At 63.4% G+C, this 18,286-nt stretch carries 16 protein-coding genes, 1 tRNA gene and 1 pseudogene; 5 read left to right on the top strand and 13 right to left on the bottom strand.

The features are described from left to right. Window positions 1-472 (top strand): annotated as a pseudogene (locus HMPREF3009_RS00890) (DNA recombinase); the annotation flags it as partial. Here the strand turns inward: HMPREF3009_RS00890 and HMPREF3009_RS00885 are convergent. The 3 genes from HMPREF3009_RS00885 to HMPREF3009_RS00875 form a co-directional block, all read right to left on the bottom strand. Then, complete coding sequence (locus HMPREF3009_RS00885) at window positions 441-956, bottom strand: ClbS/DfsB family four-helix bundle protein (RefSeq protein ID WP_034969882.1); 516 nt, start codon at window positions 954-956, stop codon at window positions 441-443. The pseudogene HMPREF3009_RS00890 and the gene HMPREF3009_RS00885 sit on opposite strands and share 32 nt — an antisense overlap. Window positions 957-1,149: 193 nt before the next feature. Then, window positions 1,150-1,225, bottom strand: a tRNA-Thr gene (locus HMPREF3009_RS00880). Between the two features lie 102 nt (window positions 1,226-1,327). Next, window positions 1,328-2,575: a DNA polymerase III subunit delta' gene (locus HMPREF3009_RS00875; protein ID WP_083312694.1), complete on the bottom strand. Its 1,248-nt coding sequence runs from the start codon at window positions 2,573-2,575 to the stop codon at window positions 1,328-1,330. On the opposite strand from HMPREF3009_RS00875, the gene HMPREF3009_RS00870 reads away from it, so the two are divergent. After that, window positions 2,574-4,106: an adenylate/guanylate cyclase domain-containing protein gene (locus HMPREF3009_RS00870; protein WP_070679450.1), complete on the top strand. Its 1,533-nt coding sequence runs from the start codon at window positions 2,574-2,576 to the stop codon at window positions 4,104-4,106. The two genes, HMPREF3009_RS00875 and HMPREF3009_RS00870, sit on opposite strands and share 2 nt — an antisense overlap. Before the next feature lie 33 nt (window positions 4,107-4,139). Beyond that, the gene (locus tag HMPREF3009_RS00865) at window positions 4,140-5,513 is read left to right on the top strand and encodes a DUF418 domain-containing protein (protein ID WP_083312693.1); all 1,374 of its coding nucleotides are present in this window, start codon (window positions 4,140-4,142) and stop codon (window positions 5,511-5,513) included. A gap of 544 nt (window positions 5,514-6,057) precedes the next feature. Here HMPREF3009_RS00865 and topA read toward each other — a convergent pair. Next, window positions 6,058-8,988: a type I DNA topoisomerase gene (gene topA / locus HMPREF3009_RS00860; RefSeq protein WP_070679447.1), complete on the bottom strand. Its 2,931-nt coding sequence runs from the start codon at window positions 8,986-8,988 to the stop codon at window positions 6,058-6,060. A gap of 201 nt (window positions 8,989-9,189) precedes the next feature. Here topA and HMPREF3009_RS00855 point away from each other — a divergent pair, with 201 nt between their 5' ends. Beyond that, window positions 9,190-9,783 (top strand): DedA family protein, encoded by a 594-nt coding sequence (locus tag HMPREF3009_RS00855; RefSeq protein ID WP_154761934.1) that lies wholly within the window; start codon window positions 9,190-9,192, stop codon window positions 9,781-9,783. Here the strand turns inward: HMPREF3009_RS00855 and HMPREF3009_RS00850 are convergent. Beyond that, window positions 9,780-9,983 (bottom strand): cold-shock protein, encoded by a 204-nt coding sequence (locus tag HMPREF3009_RS00850; protein WP_010189920.1) that lies wholly within the window; start codon window positions 9,981-9,983, stop codon window positions 9,780-9,782. The two genes, HMPREF3009_RS00855 and HMPREF3009_RS00850, sit on opposite strands and share 4 nt — an antisense overlap. A gap of 91 nt (window positions 9,984-10,074) precedes the next feature. Here HMPREF3009_RS00850 and HMPREF3009_RS00845 point away from each other — a divergent pair, with 91 nt between their 5' ends. Continuing rightward, window positions 10,075-12,447, top strand: coding sequence for a DEAD/DEAH box helicase (locus tag HMPREF3009_RS00845; protein WP_070679444.1), 2,373 nt, complete (start codon window positions 10,075-10,077; stop codon window positions 12,445-12,447). Here the strand turns inward: HMPREF3009_RS00845 and HMPREF3009_RS00840 are convergent. The 8 genes from HMPREF3009_RS00840 to HMPREF3009_RS12910 form a co-directional block, all read right to left on the bottom strand. Beyond that, on the bottom strand, window positions 12,444-12,788 hold the full coding sequence (locus tag HMPREF3009_RS00840) for an Rv3654c family TadE-like protein (protein ID WP_070679441.1): 345 nt from the start codon (window positions 12,786-12,788) through the stop codon (window positions 12,444-12,446). The genes HMPREF3009_RS00845 and HMPREF3009_RS00840 overlap by 4 nt on opposite strands. After that, entirely contained in the window at window positions 12,785-13,108 is a 324-nt protein-coding gene (locus tag HMPREF3009_RS00835; protein ID WP_070547194.1) for a hypothetical protein, read from the bottom strand. The genes HMPREF3009_RS00840 and HMPREF3009_RS00835 overlap by 4 nt, the downstream gene beginning before the upstream one ends. Beyond that, window positions 13,108-13,296: a DUF4244 domain-containing protein gene (locus tag HMPREF3009_RS00830; protein WP_010189925.1), complete on the bottom strand. Its 189-nt coding sequence runs from the start codon at window positions 13,294-13,296 to the stop codon at window positions 13,108-13,110. The genes HMPREF3009_RS00835 and HMPREF3009_RS00830 overlap by 1 nt, the downstream gene beginning before the upstream one ends. Before the next feature lie 90 nt (window positions 13,297-13,386). Continuing rightward, window positions 13,387-13,944 carry a type II secretion system F family protein gene (locus HMPREF3009_RS00825; protein WP_070547193.1) on the bottom strand — a complete coding sequence of 186 codons (558 nt, stop codon included), beginning with the start codon at window positions 13,942-13,944 and terminating at the stop codon, window positions 13,387-13,389. Further along, window positions 13,944-14,693, bottom strand: coding sequence for a type II secretion system F family protein (locus HMPREF3009_RS00820; protein ID WP_070679438.1), 750 nt, complete (start codon window positions 14,691-14,693; stop codon window positions 13,944-13,946). Before HMPREF3009_RS00820 ends, HMPREF3009_RS00825 begins: the two co-directional genes overlap by 1 nt. After that, entirely contained in the window at window positions 14,690-15,826 is a 1,137-nt protein-coding gene (locus HMPREF3009_RS00815) for a TadA family conjugal transfer-associated ATPase (RefSeq protein ID WP_070679436.1), read from the bottom strand. Before HMPREF3009_RS00815 ends, HMPREF3009_RS00820 begins: the two co-directional genes overlap by 4 nt. After that, window positions 15,823-16,839 carry a septum site-determining protein Ssd gene (gene ssd / locus HMPREF3009_RS00810; protein ID WP_070516388.1) on the bottom strand — a complete coding sequence of 339 codons (1,017 nt, stop codon included), beginning with the start codon at window positions 16,837-16,839 and terminating at the stop codon, window positions 15,823-15,825. The genes HMPREF3009_RS00815 and ssd overlap by 4 nt, the downstream gene beginning before the upstream one ends. A gap of 338 nt (window positions 16,840-17,177) precedes the next feature. Continuing rightward, on the bottom strand, window positions 17,178-17,978 hold the full coding sequence (locus tag HMPREF3009_RS12910) for a DUF3800 domain-containing protein (protein WP_198531095.1): 801 nt from the start codon (window positions 17,976-17,978) through the stop codon (window positions 17,178-17,180). Window positions 17,979-18,286: the final 308 nt, after the last annotated feature.

Below are 18,286 nucleotides of genomic sequence, written 5' to 3'. Positions count from 1 at the left end.
TGTCTACCAAACAGGGGTCAGGTCCTATCGCGGACAAAGCCACCTACCACAGGTCATCGACGCCATGTTTAATACAGACCAGCTCGAAGCGGAGTCCAAGCGCCTAGACGAGAAAATCCGCGCTCTTGCCAGCGAGATTGAATCATTGGTTGCAGAAAATCAGCGGGTAGCGCAAGACCAGGACCAATACCTCGCCCGCTACACCCAGCTAGAAGCGCGATACCAGAAAACCCTGGGCCGCAAACAAGCCATCGAGGCCGAGATTGCTGCCAAGAGTGCCAAGGCCACTGCGATCAAAACCGCCTACACCCAGTTGGCCGACAAGCCCATCCAGCATTTTCAACCATCCCAGTGGACAGCGCTTATCGACCATGCCGTTATCGGAGCCAACGAGATCCAGTTCGTCTTCAGAATCGGCACTGAAATCACCGTGCCTATTGCTAGCAGGCTGCCAGTTTCTTCCACTTCCTGATTTTGGTGCGAAACGTCGTAAATGGCGCGACGGTGTTGATATGCACCCATTTCCACACCGGCCACGCCGACGGGGTGGAAGAAGCCCACGCACGCTGACCCGAACTAAACAATTCTGATTCGGTTAGACCGCCCACCATTTTGACTATCTCACCAAGCAGGATCTTGAACCTGTCGATCAAATCCTCAGTAGATACCTGCTCCCAGCGTTGGTAGAACGATTCATACAATCCGCCCAGTTGATTCCACTTAAAACCAGGTGCCGGAGTCACCACGTCAAGACCGGCTTGTTCGTCACGTTCCCAGCCGAGCAGTAATTCCATCCAGCCAAGCTGGTAGGCGATCATCTGCCGGGGCGTGCGGTCAACACCGTCAACCAGCCGGTCCCAACCATCGCCAGGAACGCCTACGAACTCGCCGATAAAAAGTTCGCCACGCTTAGTAATCTCTGCGGCTAGTTCATCGCCGGACGCATACGATCTCACCACACACCTCCTCGTGAAACGGCCTTAGGTTTAACGCTTCGTTAGCGCGTTAAACCCTGAATACGCATTTTACTAGGGCAAACAAGATACCCGCTAACGCAAAACCCAAACCCGCTAACGCAAGCGATTTTTCACACCCCCCTAAGCGATACTCGCTAACGCAAAAGGGTACTTATCAAATCCGACGTCTAAGTGGAGCCGCCTGCGAGAATCGAACTCGCGACCTTCTCATTACGAGTGAGATGCTCTACCGACTGAGCTAAGGCGGCACGATGCAGTGTGTATATGCACCGCCTGAGAGTTTAGCCTAGGCCTGGGCTGATAAAGAAATCGGGCTATCACCTGTAGTGTGCACGCAGCACACGTGCTGGTTAGCGCGCGCCACAGGCCAGGCGCAGGCGGCCCACCATGCCGTCGAAAGCCACCTGCGGGGTGACGTTCTGCGGCAGCTGCTCGCGGCAGGTGCGGATAGCGGACTGGGCGGCCAGCAAGCCGTCTTCGCTCACGCGCTGGGCAAGTTCGCCCGCCAGGCCCGCGAAGTCCGGGTGGGTCATCTCCACCTCAGCGCCGACTTTCAGCATGAGTGCATCGCGGTAAATACCGGCGAGATCCACGAGGGCGATGTCGAGGCCATCGGAGATGCGTCGTTTAGCGCGCTTCTTGTGAAGCTCCTCCATGTCCTTCAGGGCACTGCGGGCGTCGCGTTGCGCCTTGGTCGCGCCCTTGCCCTTGGCGCCGACGCCGAAGGATTGCTCAATCTTGGAGCGCTCCGCCTCTTCCGCCGCCGCGTGGGAGTCCTTGGCTTCCTTCTCAATGAACTTCAGCAGCGCTGTGACGGACTGAAAGGCCTGGGAGCCGTGGAAGACATCCTCGGCCAGGTTGATGGCCATGGCGCGGCGCTTCTGCGCGGCGGGGTCGTTGACCAGGTGCCGCGCACGGCCCACGTGGCGCAGGGTGGTCACGGCGGCCAGGCGCGCGTCATCCTCGGTAGCACCTTCGGCGACGAGCTGCTTGACGACGCCCTCCACACTCGGCGCCGGGATATACAGGTGCCGGCAGCGCGAGCGCAGCGTGACCGAGAAGTCCTCTGGGTCCTCCGAGGGCGCCACCATGATGATGACGGTGCGCTCCGGGGGCTCCTCCACGGTTTTGAGCAACGCGTTGGCGGCCTCGTTGCGCAGGCGGTCAGCCTTGTTGAAGATGACCACGCGCCACGGCGCCACGCTCGGCAGGCTGGCCGCGCGCCCGATGACCTCGCGAGCCTCGCCCACGGTGATGAACTGCTCCTGCGGATCCACGTAGACCAAGTCGGTGTGCTCCTGCTTGGCCAAGACGCTCTGGCAGGAAGGGCAGCGCCCGCAGCCGGGGTTGCCGTTCTCGTCGGCGGACGTGCACATGAGTGCTGCGGCGAAGCATTGCGCGGCCAGCGAGCGGCCGGCACCGGGAGGACCGGTAAAAAGCCAAGAGTGGCTCATCGCCCGCGGGTCGCCCTCACCGCGTGCCGCGCGGGCAGCACTGAGGATGGTGTGGGCGACGGAGGGGGCGTCGGCAAGCCTTTCTGCAACGCTTGATGTATTCACTCGCCCTAGCCTACTGGGATAACTAAAGTGAGTAATCATGAATAGACTGATGCGTGGCGCCCGCTGGTTATGGGGTACTCAATGGCCGATGTACGCCGCGCTCGTCCTTGGCTCCAACATCATCGGCGCCGTTGCAATCATGACCTTCGTGGTCTTCTTTCTCCCCATGCCGGAGATCTCCGACTTCATCGCCCACACGCCCCATCTGTGGACCTATGGCACGTTGTTCGTAACCTTCGCCGTCATCATTGGCATTGCGGTGACCCTGCGGCTGTTCCGGCCGGTGTTGGACTGGCAGCGCAGTCCCGATGACCATGATCCCAACATGGTGCGCAACTTGGTCCTGCGCATCCCGCTCTACCAAGCCGCTGTGGCCGCGGGTGTGTGGCTGCTGGGCATTATTTTGGCGGTGATACTTGCGGGCCAGCACTCGGCGCGGCTGGCCATCGTCGTAGGCGTTTCTGCGACTTTGGCCGGCGGCCTCATCGTGCTCTTGACCTACCTGCAGGCGGAGCGCCTCGTACGTCCCGTGGCCGCAGAGGCCGTGGCACGCCGCTTCGAGGATTCCACCCTGGAGCCGCCGATTAAGTACCGGCTGCTTTCCACGTGGCTCATGACCTCCGGCATCCCGCTCATCGGCATCATCTTGGTGCACCTGGGCCAGAAGATGGGGATGTTCACCGCCGATACCGCCGATATCATCCCCGCCATCATCGCACTGAGCATCACGGCGCTGGGTACGGGGCTTATCGGCACCATGTTCGCCATGATGAGTGTGGTGGACCCCATCCTGGAGCTGCAGGACGCCATCAACCGCGTGCGTCGCGGCGAGAACGACGTCCAGGTGGACATCTACGACGGCTCCGAGCTCGGTGTTCTTCAAGCTGGTTTCAATGAAATGATGCGCGGCCTGCGTGAGCGCCAGCGCGTGCGCGATATCTTCGGCCGCTATGTCGGCACTGAGGTGGCACAGCGCGCCTTGGAGGAGCGCCCGGAGCTGGGCGGTGAGGACCGCAAGGTCGCAGTGCTGTTTATCGACGTCATCGGCTCCACCACCTTCGCCGTCAACCACACCCCGGAGGAGGTCGTGGAGGAGCTCAACAAGTTCTTCGAACACGTCGTTGAGGTAGTACACCGCAACAAGGGCATCATCAACAAGTTCCAGGGTGACGCTGCTCTGGCCGTGTTCGGTGCCCCTCTGACGGTCTACGATGCCAACTCCATGGCCCTGCAGGCTGCCCGCGAACTGCGCCAGGAGCTGCGCGGGCTGCGGCTGCAGGCAGGCATCGGCGTGGCCGCGGGCCACGTGGTGGCCGGCCACATTGGTGGTGCGGATCGCTTCGAGTACACCGTTATTGGTGATGCCGTCAATGAGGCTGCACGCCTGACCGAGCTGGCCAAGGACACACCCGGCCAGGTGCTCACCAACTCTGCCACGCTGCGCGGCGCTAACGAGGCCGAGCAGGCGCGCTGGACGCTGATGAAGTCTATCGAGCTGCGCGGGCGTCGTCGCATGACGCAACTGGCGCGCCCGATTCGCCCGACGCTGGCGGAGCGCGCCCTCGGATAAATAGGTCTTTGTGATTCTGGTAGCTTCGGGGCCATGCTCCAACAGCCACATCAGCCCCATCCGCCACGTCAGAATTCGAGTCCTCGCATCCTCGTCCCCGACGTCGCCCGCGGCATGGCCCTGCTGGGCATTGCGCTGGCAAACGTCTGCACCGCGTGGATTATGAACGACGGCGATGGCCCCGATGCTTATTTCGGCGGCGTGGAAACGCTCGCGGACAAAATCTACGTGGTCTTTTCCGCCATGTTCATCCACGTGCGCGGCCTGCCGATGTTCTCCACGCTTCTCGGTTTTGGCGTGGGGCTTATTGCGATGAGCTTGTGGCGGCGAGGTTTCCCGCTTCGCCGCGCGCGGACGGTGATTGCGAAGCGCTACGGGTTCTTGGCTCTGTTCGGAGCACTTCACTGCCTTTTCCTGTTTATGGGCGACATCATGATGCTGTATGGAGCCATAGGCATACTCCTCGCGCTGCTGCTCCCTGTGACCGACAAAACCCTCATGCGCGTGGCCTATGCACTCTTCGGACTCCAAGTACTCGCCGGCATTGGCATTGGTGTGGCCGCAGTATTCATCGACACCTCAAATTTCAACATCGGCGGTGTCCCTTCACCAGAAAGCTACTTGGGGCTCGTGGGCGAGCAAGCTCTTGCGCTCCTCGCCCACGCTGTGTCCTTCCCCTTTACCGGTGTCATCGCCCTGCCGGTCATGCTCGTGGGCTTCGTGTGGGCGCGCCGCGGCACCTTGGCCGGGGGTCATCGGCGTGAGCTGTGGGCGTGGACCCTTTTGGCCCTAGCCATCATCCTCTTCCTCGGGCTGCCTTGGGGTCTGGCCACGATTGGGGTGCTGGACCCAGCACTAGCGGATCCCCTCAACGCGGCGAATAGCTGCATCGGAATGCTCACCGGGCCGGGCATCGTGGCGGCGGCGACACTTGCCCTAGAACCCCTGCAGCGCCGCGGCGCGCGCCCGTGGTTCCTGTGGCCGCTCATCGCACTGGGCAAGCGTTCCATGACCGGCTACGTGCTGCAGTCCGTGTTCTTCCTGGCGCTGGTCTACCCCTTCACCCTCAACATTGGGCCGGAGCTCAGCGCCGCAGGCCAGGCAGCGCTGGCCGCCGGCGTGTGGCTGGCAACGCTTCTCATTGCCTGCGCGCTCGAGGCAGCAGGCAAGCCCGGGCCCTTCGAGTGGGTGCACCGCCGCCTGTCCTACGGCAAGACGATGCGCCCGGAATTAGGTGCGGCGTCTAGCTCCGAGCCTTCCGCACGAGCCCATCCACCAGCAGCACCAGGCCTATCGTCTGCGCCGCCGACTGCGCCGCATCCAGGGCTCGGCCACGCAGGCCCGCATCCTGGCGCTGCTCAACCGGGTTCAGGACCGTCAGCGCCTCAGAGGCCAGAAGCAGGTTAGCGCCGTGGCTCAGGCCCTGCGTGGCCTGGTTGGCGCGGAGCTTCTCATCACCGGCTAGCGCGGAGAGTGCAGCCGCCGGGATTCCGGCGACGGCCGTAGCGAGGCGCTCGCCCCGGGTGCGGGAGAGCGCAATACCCGCGGCCCACGCCCCGGCGCGCAGGCCCCAGCCCACCGCATCATTGCGCGCGCCGCGCAGCGCCCATGCGAAGGAAGCGTATTGCACGCTCACGCAGGTTACCCCGAACGTTGTTGGCTCACCGCGCTTGGCGGCTTGGCCTAGGGACGCGGCGATGAGCCCCACGCGGGTCTCCGGTGCGCAGTCCGGGCGCAGGGCCAGCAGCACTGGTACAGCGGCCGTCGTCACCGTGCCGAGCGTGCGCCAGTTAAACAGGCGTGACCAGACTGCAGTCTCCCCCGCGGCGAGCGCGCCGAGGGTGAAGTGATCGCGGCCAGCAAAAGCCGGACCCACCGCGCGCAGGAGAGCCTCGGTGCCCTCCTGAGTGCGGGCCACCATGTCACGCGCGAAGCTGGTCTTCATGTCCTGCTACTTCCTGCGCGATCCGGCCTTGACCACGTTCTTGGTGCCGGGCGAAGGCTTCTTCGTGGCCTTCTTGGTCGACTTTTTCGTAGCCTTCTTGGTCGATTTCTTAGTCGACTTCTTGGTGCTCTTCTTCGTCGACTTCTTCGCACCACCGTTCGCGGCATCCTTGGCGCGGCGCTCGGAGAGGAGCTCGTTCGCGCGGGCGTCGGTAAGCTGCTCCGGATCGTCACCACGGCGCAGCGAGGCATTCGTCGTGCCGTCGGTGACGTACGGGCCAAAGCGGCCGTCCTTAACCGTCATCGGCTTGCCGGAAACATCGTTATCGCCCAGCTGCTTAATCGGCGGCTGCGCGGCAGCACGGCCACGGTGCTTCGGCTCCGCGTAGATGCGGCGCGCCTCGTCCAGGGTGATGGAGAAGATCTGCTCCTCCTTGGCCAAGGAACGCGAATCCTTGCCCTTCTTCAGGTACGGGCCATAGCGGCCGTTCTGCGCGGTGATGACCTCCCCATCCGAGGGGTCCACGCCCACCTCACGCGGCAGGCTCAACAACTTGAGTGCTTCCTCCAGCGTGACGCTGGACGGCTCCATCGAGGCAAAGAGCGAGGCCGTGCCCGGCTTGAGCTTCTCCTCAACGTACTCAGCAATGCGCTTTTCCTTCTGCTTCGCCGCAGTCTTGGTCTCCCAGTTCTTCGCGCGCTTGCCCTCGGCCGCGCGCTGGGCGTCCTCCGCGGCGCGCTCCTCCTTGACGATCTCCTCGGCCTCGGCCTCGGCCTTCTCGCGCTCGTCGTCACGCACCTGCTCGGTCACGTACGGGCCGAAGCGGCCCTCCTTGGCCACGATGGTGCGTCCGTTCTCCGGGTTCTGGCCCAGCTCGCGCCCGCCCTGCGGGGTGGCAAAGAGCTTCTCCGCCAAAGCCTCGTTGAGCTCATCCGGGGTGACCGTCTCCGAGAGGTTGGCGCGCTGGTACTCCACCGTGCCGTCCTCGTTGGTACCCACGGCGCGCTCGATATACGGCCCATAGCGGCCCACGCGCACGAAGACATCGCGGCCTTCCGCGTCGGTGTACAGGCGCAGCGAGTTGACCTGGCGGGCGTCGATGGCCTCCAGGTTGATGTCCACCAGGGACTTCAGGCCGCCGTGACGGGCAATGGATGCGGCCTTCCGCTCGCCGGCCTCCGTGTTTCCGAAGTAGAAGTTATTCAGCCAATCCGTGCCGTTCTCCGAGCCGGCCGCAATGGCATCGAGCTCATCCTCCATGGAGGAGGTGAAGTCATAGTCCACCAGCTCGGTGAAGTTATTCTCCAGCAGGCCCACCACCGCGAAGGCAACCCACGAGGGCACCAGCGCGTTGCCGCGGGAGAGCACGTAGCCGCGGTCCTGGATGGTCTTGATGATGGAGGCGTACGTCGACGGGCGCCCAATGCCCAAATCTTCCATCTTCTTAACCAAGCTGGCCTCGGTGTAGCGCGCCGGCGGGTTGGTGGAGTGGCCGTCGGCAGTAACCGCGGACGTTGTCAGCGTGTCGCCCTCGTTGAGGTGCGGCAGGCGCGACTCTTCCTTCGACCCCTTCGCCGCCACGTCCTCGTAGGCCTTGAGGAAGCCCGGGAAGGTAATCGTGCGGCCGGTGGCGGAGAAGTCGGCGTCGTGGCCGCCGGCGTTGACGGTCGCAGTCACCTTCATCGAGGTTCCCTTGGCATCGGCCATCTGGGAGGCGACGGTGCGCTTCCAAATCAGCTCGTAGAGCTTGTACTCCTCGGCGTCGAGCTGCCCGGCCAACTGGCCCGGGGTGGCAAAACGCTCGCCGGCGGGACGAATGGCCTCGTGGGCCTCCTGGGAATTCTTCACCTTGCGGTCATAGGTGCGCGGGCCGTCGGCCACGAACTCGGCGCCGAAAATGGACGTCGCCGCTTCACGCGCAGCGTCCAGCCCCTGCTTGGACAGGGAAGTCGAGTCGGTACGCATATAGGTGATGTGACCGTTCTCGTAGAGGCGCTGCGCAATGCGCATCGTGCGCTCCGAGGTGTAGTGCAGGCGGCGGCCGGCCTCCTGCTGCAGCGTCGAGGTCATAAACGGCGCGGAAGGCTTGCGCGAATAAGGCTTGTGCTCAACACTAGCCACGGTCATGGTGGAGCCCTCCAGCGCGCTGGCCAGCTGCTCCGCCTGGGCCTGCTTGACGACGACCACCTCGTCGCTCTTCAGCTGACCCTTATCGTTGAAGTCGCGGCCCGCGGCCACGCGCTTGCCGTCGAGGGCGCTCAGGCGCGCGTCGAAGTCCGGCGTGGACTTCAGCGTTGCCGTAAGATCCCAGTACTCGGCGGGGATGAATGCCATGCGCTCGCGCTCGCGCTCGACGATGACGCGGGTAGCCACCGACTGCACGCGGCCAGCCGACAGGCGCGGCATGACCTTCTTCCACAGCACCGGGGAAACCTCGTAACCGTAGAGGCGGTCCAGGATGCGGCGGGTTTCCTGGGCGTCGATGAGGTTCTCATCGAGCTCACGGGTGTTTTCCGCGGCCTCCAGGATGGCGGACTTGGTGATCTCGTTGAAGACCATGCGGCGCACCGGCACCTTGGGCTTGAGTACTTCCAGCAGGTGCCAGGCAATAGCCTCGCCCTCGCGGTCGGGGTCTGTTGCGAGATAAAGCTGGTCGCATTCCTTCAGCTTGGCTTTGAGGTCCGCGACCTTCTTCTTCTTGTCCTGGCTGATGACGTACAGCGGGGTGAAGTTATCCTCCGGGTTAACACCGAGGCGCGCCCAGGATTCCTTCTTATATTTAGCGGGGACGTCGGCGGCGCCGCGGGGAAGGTCCCGGATGTGGCCGACGGAGGCCTCAACAATGTACTTATCGCCGAGGTAAGGCTGAATCTTCTTCGCCTTGGTTGCTGACTCGACGATGACCAGGGTCTTCCCCGGGCCGGTAGCTTCTGCCACTTCGACTTCATCCCTTCCGATGGCTAGTCCTCTGCTGGGCAATTGCCCCTAGAGTACACAGATAGAGGCTTACTCTAGTTATTCAGGCCAGTACACGTCCACACAACCGGGGGTCTATACTGGCCGTCCGAGGATTCGCCTCACAGCACACAACCGGGAGACAGCGTGATTGCGTCTATTACTGCATGGTTCGAGGTCATCATGGCCACCCAGTGGATTTATCCGCTGGTGGGTTCGCTGATTTTCCTCGACTGCTTCTTCCCCGTTTTGCCTTCGGAGGTTCCCCTCAACATGGTGGGCGCCTGGTCTGGCTCCCAAGGTTTCCCCCACCTTCCCACCATGTTTTTCGTCGCCATGGTTGCCGCAATTTTGGGGGATAACTTGTGCTTCCTCCTGGGAACGCGGCTCATCGCCCTTATTAATAGAGCCCAAAAGGGAACGAAGGCCTACGACGCTTTGACGTGGGTCAAGCGTAATATTCGGCGCAGCGGCGGCGCGGCCATCATCATCGCGCGCTTCATCCCCTCGGCCCGGCTGTTTATGACAATCCTGCTGGGCTCCATGCGCTATCCCTGGCCGTTGTTTTTCTTCTTCGACACCTTCGGTGTCCTGTTGTGGGTGGCGCAGGCGCTAGCCATTGGCTACCTCGGCGGTGTGGCCTTCTCTGGCTCGCCCGCGATAGCCATGCTCATTTCCATCATCGCCGCCGTCATCATCGGCTTCGGCCTGCAAAAGGGGCAGAATAAGCTGCTGGAATGGTGGGATACCCGGCGCGGCTATGCCGAATCCCCCTAAACCACCTCGACGTTGGTGGCCTGCTGGCCTTTAGCGTCTTCCCCAATCTCAAAGGAGACGCGCTGGTTATCTTCGAGGGTACGGAAGCCCGTTCCTTGGATTTCGGTGTAGTGCACGAAGATGTCGCCGGAGCCGTCCTCCTGCTCAATGAAGCCGTAGCCTTTTTCGGCGTTGAAGAACTTGACGGTACCGTATGCCATGATGAGTTGTCCTTTGCGGAAATAAATTAATGCAAACTAGTGCACTAGTGTGCCACGTTTGGACACCTGCAGCAGATTAGTGGAGGCAAGCGTGAGTGAGAACCCTCTGGGCGAGGAGCTCGTCGAGCACCTCGTTGAGCGTTTCCCCGAGTCCGAGCTAACACACTCCACTACCCTGCCCGCCCAGCCAGCGAGCTATGCCGAGTGGCCAGAGTGGGTGCTGCCGGAGTTGCGGTCGGCGTGGGAGGAGCAAGGCGTCGCCAAGCTCTATGCCCACCAGGTCGCCGTGGCACAGGCCGCGTGGGAGGGGCGCGATGTGGTGGTCTCCACCGGCACGAGTTCCGGAAAGTCCCTGGGCTACCGTTTGCCCATCCTGTCCCACCTGGCGCAGGACCCGACCGCGTGCGCGCTCTACATCACGCCAACGAAGGCGCTGGGTTCGGACCAGCTGCGCACGGTGCTCGAGCTCACGCAGAATATCGCCGCGCTTCACGACGTCCACCCCGCCCCCTACGACGGTGATACCCCCACCGAAGCGCGCGCCGGCATCCGCGATCAGGCGCGGTTCATCTTTTCCAACCCGGACATGATTCATTCTTCTCTGCTGGGCGCACACCAGCGGTGGGCGCGGGTGCTGCGGCACTTGAAGTTCATCGTGATTGATGAGGCGCACGCCTACCGCGGGGTTTTCGGGGCGAACGTGGCGCTCGTGGTGCGGCGTTTGCTGCGGCTGTGCGCGCACTATGGCTCGCGGCCGGTGGTGATTGCGGCTTCGGCGACCATGCGGGATCCCGCCCGGCATGCTGCACGGCTGACGGGGCGCGAGTTTCTCCCTGTAACCGAGGATGGCGCGCCGACGGGTGCGCGGACGGTCGCGCTGTGGGAGCCGGGCTTCATGGAAGGCATCGAAGGCCAAAACGGCGCTCCTGTGCGCCGCGCCGCCACGACGGAAGCGGCCTGGATGATGGCCGCGCTGGTGGCGCAGGGCGCCCGGACGTTGACCTTTGTGCGCTCGCGGCGTGCGGCAGAGACCACCGCGCTGCGGGCAGCGGAGGAGCTCTCCGGGAGGCTGGGCCGGCCGGATTTCGCGCGCCGGATTGCCGCCTACCGCGCGGGGTATCTGGCCGAGGACCGCCGCGCGCTGGAGCAGGCGCTGGATGATGGCTCCCTGCTCGGCGTGGCCACCACCTCGGCTTTGGAGCTGGGCATCGACGTCGGCGGGTTGGATGCCGTGGTCACTGCTGGGTTCCCGGGTACGGTTGCTAGCTTCTGGCAGCAGGCCGGGCGCGCGGGCCGCCGTGGCCAGGGCTCGCTGGTGGTGTTGGTGGCCCGCGATGAACCGATGGATACCTACCTGGTCCACCACCCGGAAGCGCTCTTGGGCCGGCCGGTGGAAGCTAGCGTGTTCAACCCCGCCAACCCCTACATCCTGGCCGGGCACGTGTACTGCGCGGCGGTAGAGAAACCGTTGTCTGATGCCGACGTAGCCGCCTTCCACGCCGAAGCCGTGGTCCACGACTTAGCCCAGCAGGGCTTGCTGCGCCGGCGCCCGCAGGGCTGGTTCGCCGCTCCCCTGCCCGCTGGTTCCAGCGAGCTCACCCCGGAGACCGCGCACACGGCCGTCTCGCTGCGGGGTGGCTCGGGCGAGGAGGTTGTGATTGTGGATTCCTCCGATGGCCGCTTGCTCGGCACCATCGATTCAGCCCGCGCGGTAAGCCAGGTGCATCCCGGCGCGGTGTACCTGCACCGTGGCGAGAGCTTCGTCATCGAGGAACTTCACCTTGGCGGGGTCGATGGTTCGGCGTCCGCCGAGCCGGGCGTAGCCCTCGCCGTGCCTAAGGCCCCGGACTACACCACGCAGCCGAAGTCCACGACGGACATCCGCATCCTAAGCGAAGCCGATGACCTGGTGAACTACGCCCCCGGCCTGTGGGTGGCCAGCCTGGAGGTCGAGGTGACCGACAAAGTCACCGGCTACCAGGTACGGCTTCCCGATGGCTCCGTGGGCGAGGATATCCCCCTTGACCTGCCGGAGCAGCGCCTGGTGACCCGAGCGGTGGCCTACACCATCGATCCGCTGGCACTCGCAGCGATGGGAGTCACCGCCGGGCGCACCCCGGGCACCCTCCATGCGGCCGAGCACGCCGCCATTGGGTTGCTGCCGCTCATTGCCACCTGCGACCGCTGGGACATCGGCGGCGTGTCCACCGCGCAGCACGCCGATACGGGCTTGCCCACGGTCTTCGTCTACGACGGCCACCCCGGCGGCGCCGGCTTCGCCGAGGAAGGTTTCCGCCGATTCCCCGAGTGGATCAAGGCCACCTTTGAGGCCGTGCGCTCCTGCCCCTGCGAGTCCGGCTGCCCGTCGTGCGTGCAATCCCCCAAATGCGGCAACGGCAACAACCCACTGGACAAGGCAGGCGCTATAGCCCTCCTCGGCGCGCTGGTCACCATGACGTCTTAGACTGGGCCAGCACGGGCGATGGCGCTGCGCCCGCGCAGCCGGGCAGTGACCTCCACGTCGCGCCCATCGATGTCACAGGAGCCGAGTTCCGCGCCGTTGAGCGCGGCAATCTCTGTGGCCTTCGTGCAGGCGTCCCTGCCCTTGGCCACCTCCCACGCGCCGGCCACCGCGGCCAGATCCGCCGCCACCTGCGCTTCGTGCCGTGCCACAACGAGCGAAGCAACCGCCGCAACCGCCAGCAACAGAGAAGCCACTGCGGCGATGATCCCGGCGGTGACGACAGTGGCATAGCCCTCCTCGCCCGCCGGGATCCTTCCCCAGCTGCGCTGATGACGACTCATGGCTGCGCCCCTGCGGCCCCACCGGCTGCCATCTCCGCGGGAAACACCGCCTGCGCGTGCATGGTCCCCAGCGGTGCCGGCACGGCGGCCTCAGCGGTTATAAGCCCAGAGCCTTCGCTCACGGTCACCGTCACTCCATCGCGCTGAAAGTCCACGCCGATGGCGGCGGAGCGAGCTGCAGCGCCCGCGGCGTCAACGGCAGCGAGGTGGGCCGACAACGTGGCGATGCCACCCACGATTCCCGCGGCGACGATGACGAGCGCGGACAGCGACAGAGCCGCCTCGATGGTGACGGAGCCGGCGTCATCAAGCGCGCGCATTAGCCTGGGGTGTTAGACAGGGCGTCGGTGATGATGGACGTAATGGCGCTGGTAACTTCGCCGCCATTGACCACGGCATAGAGAACCGCGGCAAGCGCTGCGGCCGCGAGCGAACCCATAGCATATTCAATCGTGGACATCCCATCATCATTAGCTAATAGTGACTGGTAGTTTACCTTTTTCTGCATGGTTAACCTATCTTTCTTTCCTGTGTTTGTGTAGGTTGCGTGTGCTGAGTTGGTGAGTGGTTAGTTGAACGGTTGGTTGTATGTGCTGACTTAGAAGAGTTGCTGGCCCAAGCTGATGAGAACAGGTATCAACCCAAGGACCAGGAAAGCGGGAAGGAAGCACACTGCCAGCGGCGCTGCGATGAACACACCAGCGCGCTCCGCCCGCGCGGTGGCTTGTGCCGAAGCTTCGGCACGCAGCTGCGCCACCAACCGGTGGCACCCAGTTGCCATGGCTGCGCCCGATTCGCCGGACAGCTGCGTAAGCCGCACCAGCTCTTCCAAATACGGCTGGCTGGCCAACGCCGACCACGCGGTACCCATGGGAACCCCCACCCCGATAAGCGCCGCTGCCTCTGACCACCGCGGCGAGGCTTCAGCGACAGCTAGCACGGCACTGCGCGTGGAGAGACCGGCCTCCAGGCACGCGGCGAAGAGCTCCAGGTCGCTGGCGGCATCGAGCGCACTATAGTCCGCCGCTGGACCATCGCGCGGCGTCTTCGGACGCGGTGTGCGTGAGCCCGACTGCGCGATCCGCCCGGACGGTGCGGAAACGGTAACAGCGAGTGCCGCGGCCATTAATGCAGCGGAGACATAAGTCAAGACCATCACTGCGCCGCCTTCCGCAGAATGAGGCGTGACCAGGCAAAGCCGGCGCAGACGAGGGCCACGCCGACGTCGAGAAGCACGCCCCCAAGGCCACCGCCGAGCAAGAACCCTAGGGAATCCGCGCCCATCGCCCCGCCCATAAGGATGCCCGCCAGTGGCAGGCACGCCAGGATGACCGCGGTGGCCTGTGGCCCTTGTAAGGAGGCGGCGGTCTCACCGGCATGGCGGCGCGCAGTATCCAGCTGGCTTTGGGCCTGCTCGATGAGGTTCGCCAACGCCACGCCATGACGCCCCGAGAGCGTGAGCAGCGCTGCATAGCGCGCAACCTCCGGTGCATTGAGAGCAACCGCAGGTGAGCCGCCTTGTGCTGCGAGACCCGCGGCCGTGCTCAACGCAGCGCGGAGATTCTCCGGAGTGGAGTCAGGAAGGGCATCTGCACCCCGACGCAACGCCCCCGCCGTTGTCGATCCTGCTCTTAGCTCAGCGGCAACCGAACCAAAGTAGGAAGCGAGCGCCTCCGCGCCATGACGCTCGCGCCGGGCTGCTGCCAGATCATTGGCAAACCACAGCGCACAAGCCACAATGCAGCCCACCGCCACCACAACAGTGGGCCTGCCGAAGAAGACACAGCACCCGACCCCGAGAAACACCGCCGCAGGCGCCAGCGAACGCGACTTCGGCGATTCCAACCGCGCCACCGAAGCAGGCTGCGAGAGCAAACACGCTGCCGCGAGGAATAACCACATCATGGTTCCACCCCCAGCCGCGAACACAGCTGCGCAAACCCGGGAAGCGGACCATCTTCGGCCGTCCACACCAGCTGAGGTATAACCGGGTTTCCCTCCAACACGCCGAGGTGCGCGAGACGCCGCCCCTGTGGCGTGCGTTCCATCCCGAGGACCACGTGCACAGCGGCCGCCAACTGCGAGTGCAGCGCCACGCGGTCGAGTCCTCCCAGCGCGGCGAGGGCCTCCATGCGGGCGGGCACTTCGTCAACAGAGTTAGCGTGCACGGTGCCCGCGCCACCATCGTGTCCTGTGTTGAGTGCAGCCAACAACTCCACCACTTCCGCGCCGCGGATCTCACCGACCACGATGCGGTCTGGGCGCATGCGCAGCGCTTGGCGCAGCAGGAGCGACATGGAAATCTCGCCGCGTCCTTCTGCATTGGCCCGGCGCGATACCAAGGTCACCACGTGCGGGTGATTCGGGGAAAGCTCCGGGGTGTCCTCGATGATGAGCAAGCGCTCGGTGACGGGCACGCACCCCAACAAGGCAGCGAGCAACGTCGTCTTGCCGGAGCCGGTCCCACCAGTGACCAGGAAGGATGCCCGGCACTCAACGACGGCCCGCAAGACATGCTCCAAGCTGGAATCAATGCTGCCATTGGCTATTAACTCCTCCAGGCTGGTTTGCGCCTGGCGCAACACACGAAGGCTGATGCAGGTTCCGCTTGCTGAAGGAGGCGCAAGCAACGCGTGAAGTCGGATCCTCGTGCCATCGGGGCGGGTCAGGCGCCCATCGGCAAAAGGTTGCGCATCATCCAGCCGCACGCCCGCCACCGCCGCCAGCCGGGTGGCCAGCTGGCGCACCTCAGTATCATCGGCAAAGCCAATCTCACGCGGCTGCAAGCCCTGCCCGCAATCCACAAAGCAAGAATTGGGGCCGTTCACGACAACGTCGGTCAGCCCCGGCAGCGATAGGACCGGTTCCAATAATCCTAAGCCCACGGAATCGTGGCGCAAGCGCTGCAGAAGGTCGAGCACATCGACATCGCTGATGACTCCGGCCTCCTGGCGAATGCGCCGCGCCAAGGCCGGTGCATCGTGGGCCAGCTGTGGCTCGGCGGCCACGATAGTGCGCATCGTATCGATCAGGTTCATGCCACGGCCTCCCACATCTGGCGCGCGGCACGCGTAAGGGCTCGGGGCAGCTGGCGCGGCAGCCCACTGGTTTCCACCGTGCGGGTCAGACCACGGATCGTCGGCAACTCAGCGATGGGGTCTGCATGAGTCACCGTGGCGATGTCGCTGGTGTCCAGACCCGCCCACTGGCGGTTGCGCACGACGACGGAGCATTCCTGCGGCCGGGCGCGAAGTTCTGCTACCAGCTGCGCGCAGGCGGCGGCCGCACGTACCTCAGCGGCGGTCAGCACCACCACGTGATCCGCCGCATCGGGGATATCCCACGGCGGGCAGTCCACCACCACGGTCCCCGGGTATAAACACGCAGCTTGCATGATGGCCGCGCGCCGGGTCGCGGTCATCTCAACCACCTCCGCGTTGGCAGACCTCGCCGCTGAGAGAACCGCGATGCCATCCGGAGTGGTGGGCAAAGCACGGACAAGGTCTGCTGCATCAACCGAACCGGTCCCCGCAGCGAGATCCGGCCACCGCGCCCCAGGCTTGTTCTCAATGCCGGTGAGCAAGTCGAGGCCGCCGGAATAAGGGCTCGCATCAACCAGGAGGTCCGCGCCTGCCTCGCGGGCCAGCGCCACCGCCACCGTCGAGGCACCCAGGCCCCCAGCGGACCCGGTCACCGCCAGGGTTAAACCAGTGGACACGGTGGTCTCAGGGGTAGCGTCCGCGGCTAATGCGCCCAGGAGTTCTTTTGATTGGGCTGGAACGATGAAGGCGGCAGTCGCGCGGCAGCAGAGTGCGGCCTCATAATCGATCGGCCCCGGATCCAAGGCCAGGAAATACACACGCGGATGCCCCGCCACGAGCCGGGCCGTCAGTGCATCGGCCAAGACGGCATCCGCCTTGGGCAAGTGCCGGGAGAAGTCCCGCGGGTCCTCCACGGTGCTTATTTCCGCAGTACTGGCGGCGGCTGCGGATGCTGCCTCGGCTCGCAGCGTGGAATCCCCAACAGCGATAACTAGGTGAAACGTGCTCATGCCTGAAGCATGCGCGAGCACCCCAACCGCGCGCTAGGACTTCCTCACCACCTGTGAATAACTTCGCCATTATGGCGTCTTTTGCCCCTGTTTTGCTGACGTTTAAACAAAATTACCGGGGCTCAAGTACCGAAAATTCACAGGGAACCCGTGTTTCCACGACCACTAGAACCCGCCCTTAAGGATCAAAAGCAAATACCCCCGAGCCACGCTCGAGGGTATCGCAATAAGTGCGGTAGATAATGGCTTGGTTAGCCATCAAACTCGGGTGGTGAGTCTGAGACTCGGCCCGAGGGGCGCTTGCTTTTAGCCTGCGGCTATGGCGTTCAGCGCCTCATTTAAGAGTATCGTTGGCGCTTCAATTCTGTCAATGACCTCTCATGGCTTGTCTCAATCTTCAAAAGTGATGTACGGCAGTCACTGAAGTGACTCTCACCTAATGCAGCCGCAATACCTTTCGAAAGCCTGGCCTTTGGCGAACGATCTTCCAAGAAGGCCTCCAAACCCACGTCTTCGATCTTCTTTCGCGCATGGAAAACCGAACTAGCTAGCAAATCCGCCACCTGCAGAGCCGGACACGTCCGAGAATCCAGGCTAACCGCCGTTGCAAACCGCTTATTTCCAAATCTCTGATTGAGAGAATTCACCAGCGCATCTCCATAGGGAACCCCGACAGGAACATCAATGTGATCAAGCAGCACCACCCCAACCTCACGCCGAGTAACCAACCCCCGTAACAGCCGATCTGTCGCGAACAAATGCCCCTGCCACTGTTCTCGGCTACTCCATGGATCAAAATGTCTCTTGTCCAGAACAAAAGCGCCAAACGAGCAGCCCGCGTTTACCGCTGTTTGAAAAATCTCCAGCAAAATAGGTCCAGAGTGTTTAGTGACTTTCGAAAACTTAATCTCGTCAGCCTTTGTGAAGTTGTGCTGCTCACGACATGCCTTAATCTCTCTCGAAAGGAAATCAGGATCCCCCGTTCGAACAGCCGCAACAACAAAATACTTCCCTAAAGTTCCTTTACTCCCTGCTTCATCAACAAAGTAGACGGTGCTTTCTGTAGCAAGTGGCAAACTCACTTGAGGGGGAACGGAACCTCCTCGGCGAGAGGAAGAATTTGAACGATAGCCTGTCACGACTGAGATTATATCGCCACGCCAGGACATTAAATACGAACAGTTTGATGGCGGAAAAATTAAAAAGGTGATGGCCCGCGCCTCGGGGGGGTGTGCGCGGGCCATCGGTAACCCGGCATCGGGGGGGTGCGCCGGGGCAGGCCGCACTGTATATCGGGGCCTTGCACATCACATTATGACATGCGAGGGAACAGATGACAACAGCGAGCGACAACATTCCTTGAGATCCCTAACACCGTGCCGACGCACTCCCGGTTCTGCCTGCTAAGAGGCTACGATGAGCAGGGTAACTCGCACAATGACGGCAG

The sequence above is a fragment of the Corynebacterium sp. HMSC034H07 genome, from assembly GCF_001815175.1.
GTDB lineage: Bacteria > Actinomycetota > Actinomycetes > Mycobacteriales > Mycobacteriaceae > Corynebacterium > Corynebacterium hiratae.
Note: the sequence above shows the minus strand (reverse complement) of the source record. Positions and strands in the feature narration are given on the sequence as shown.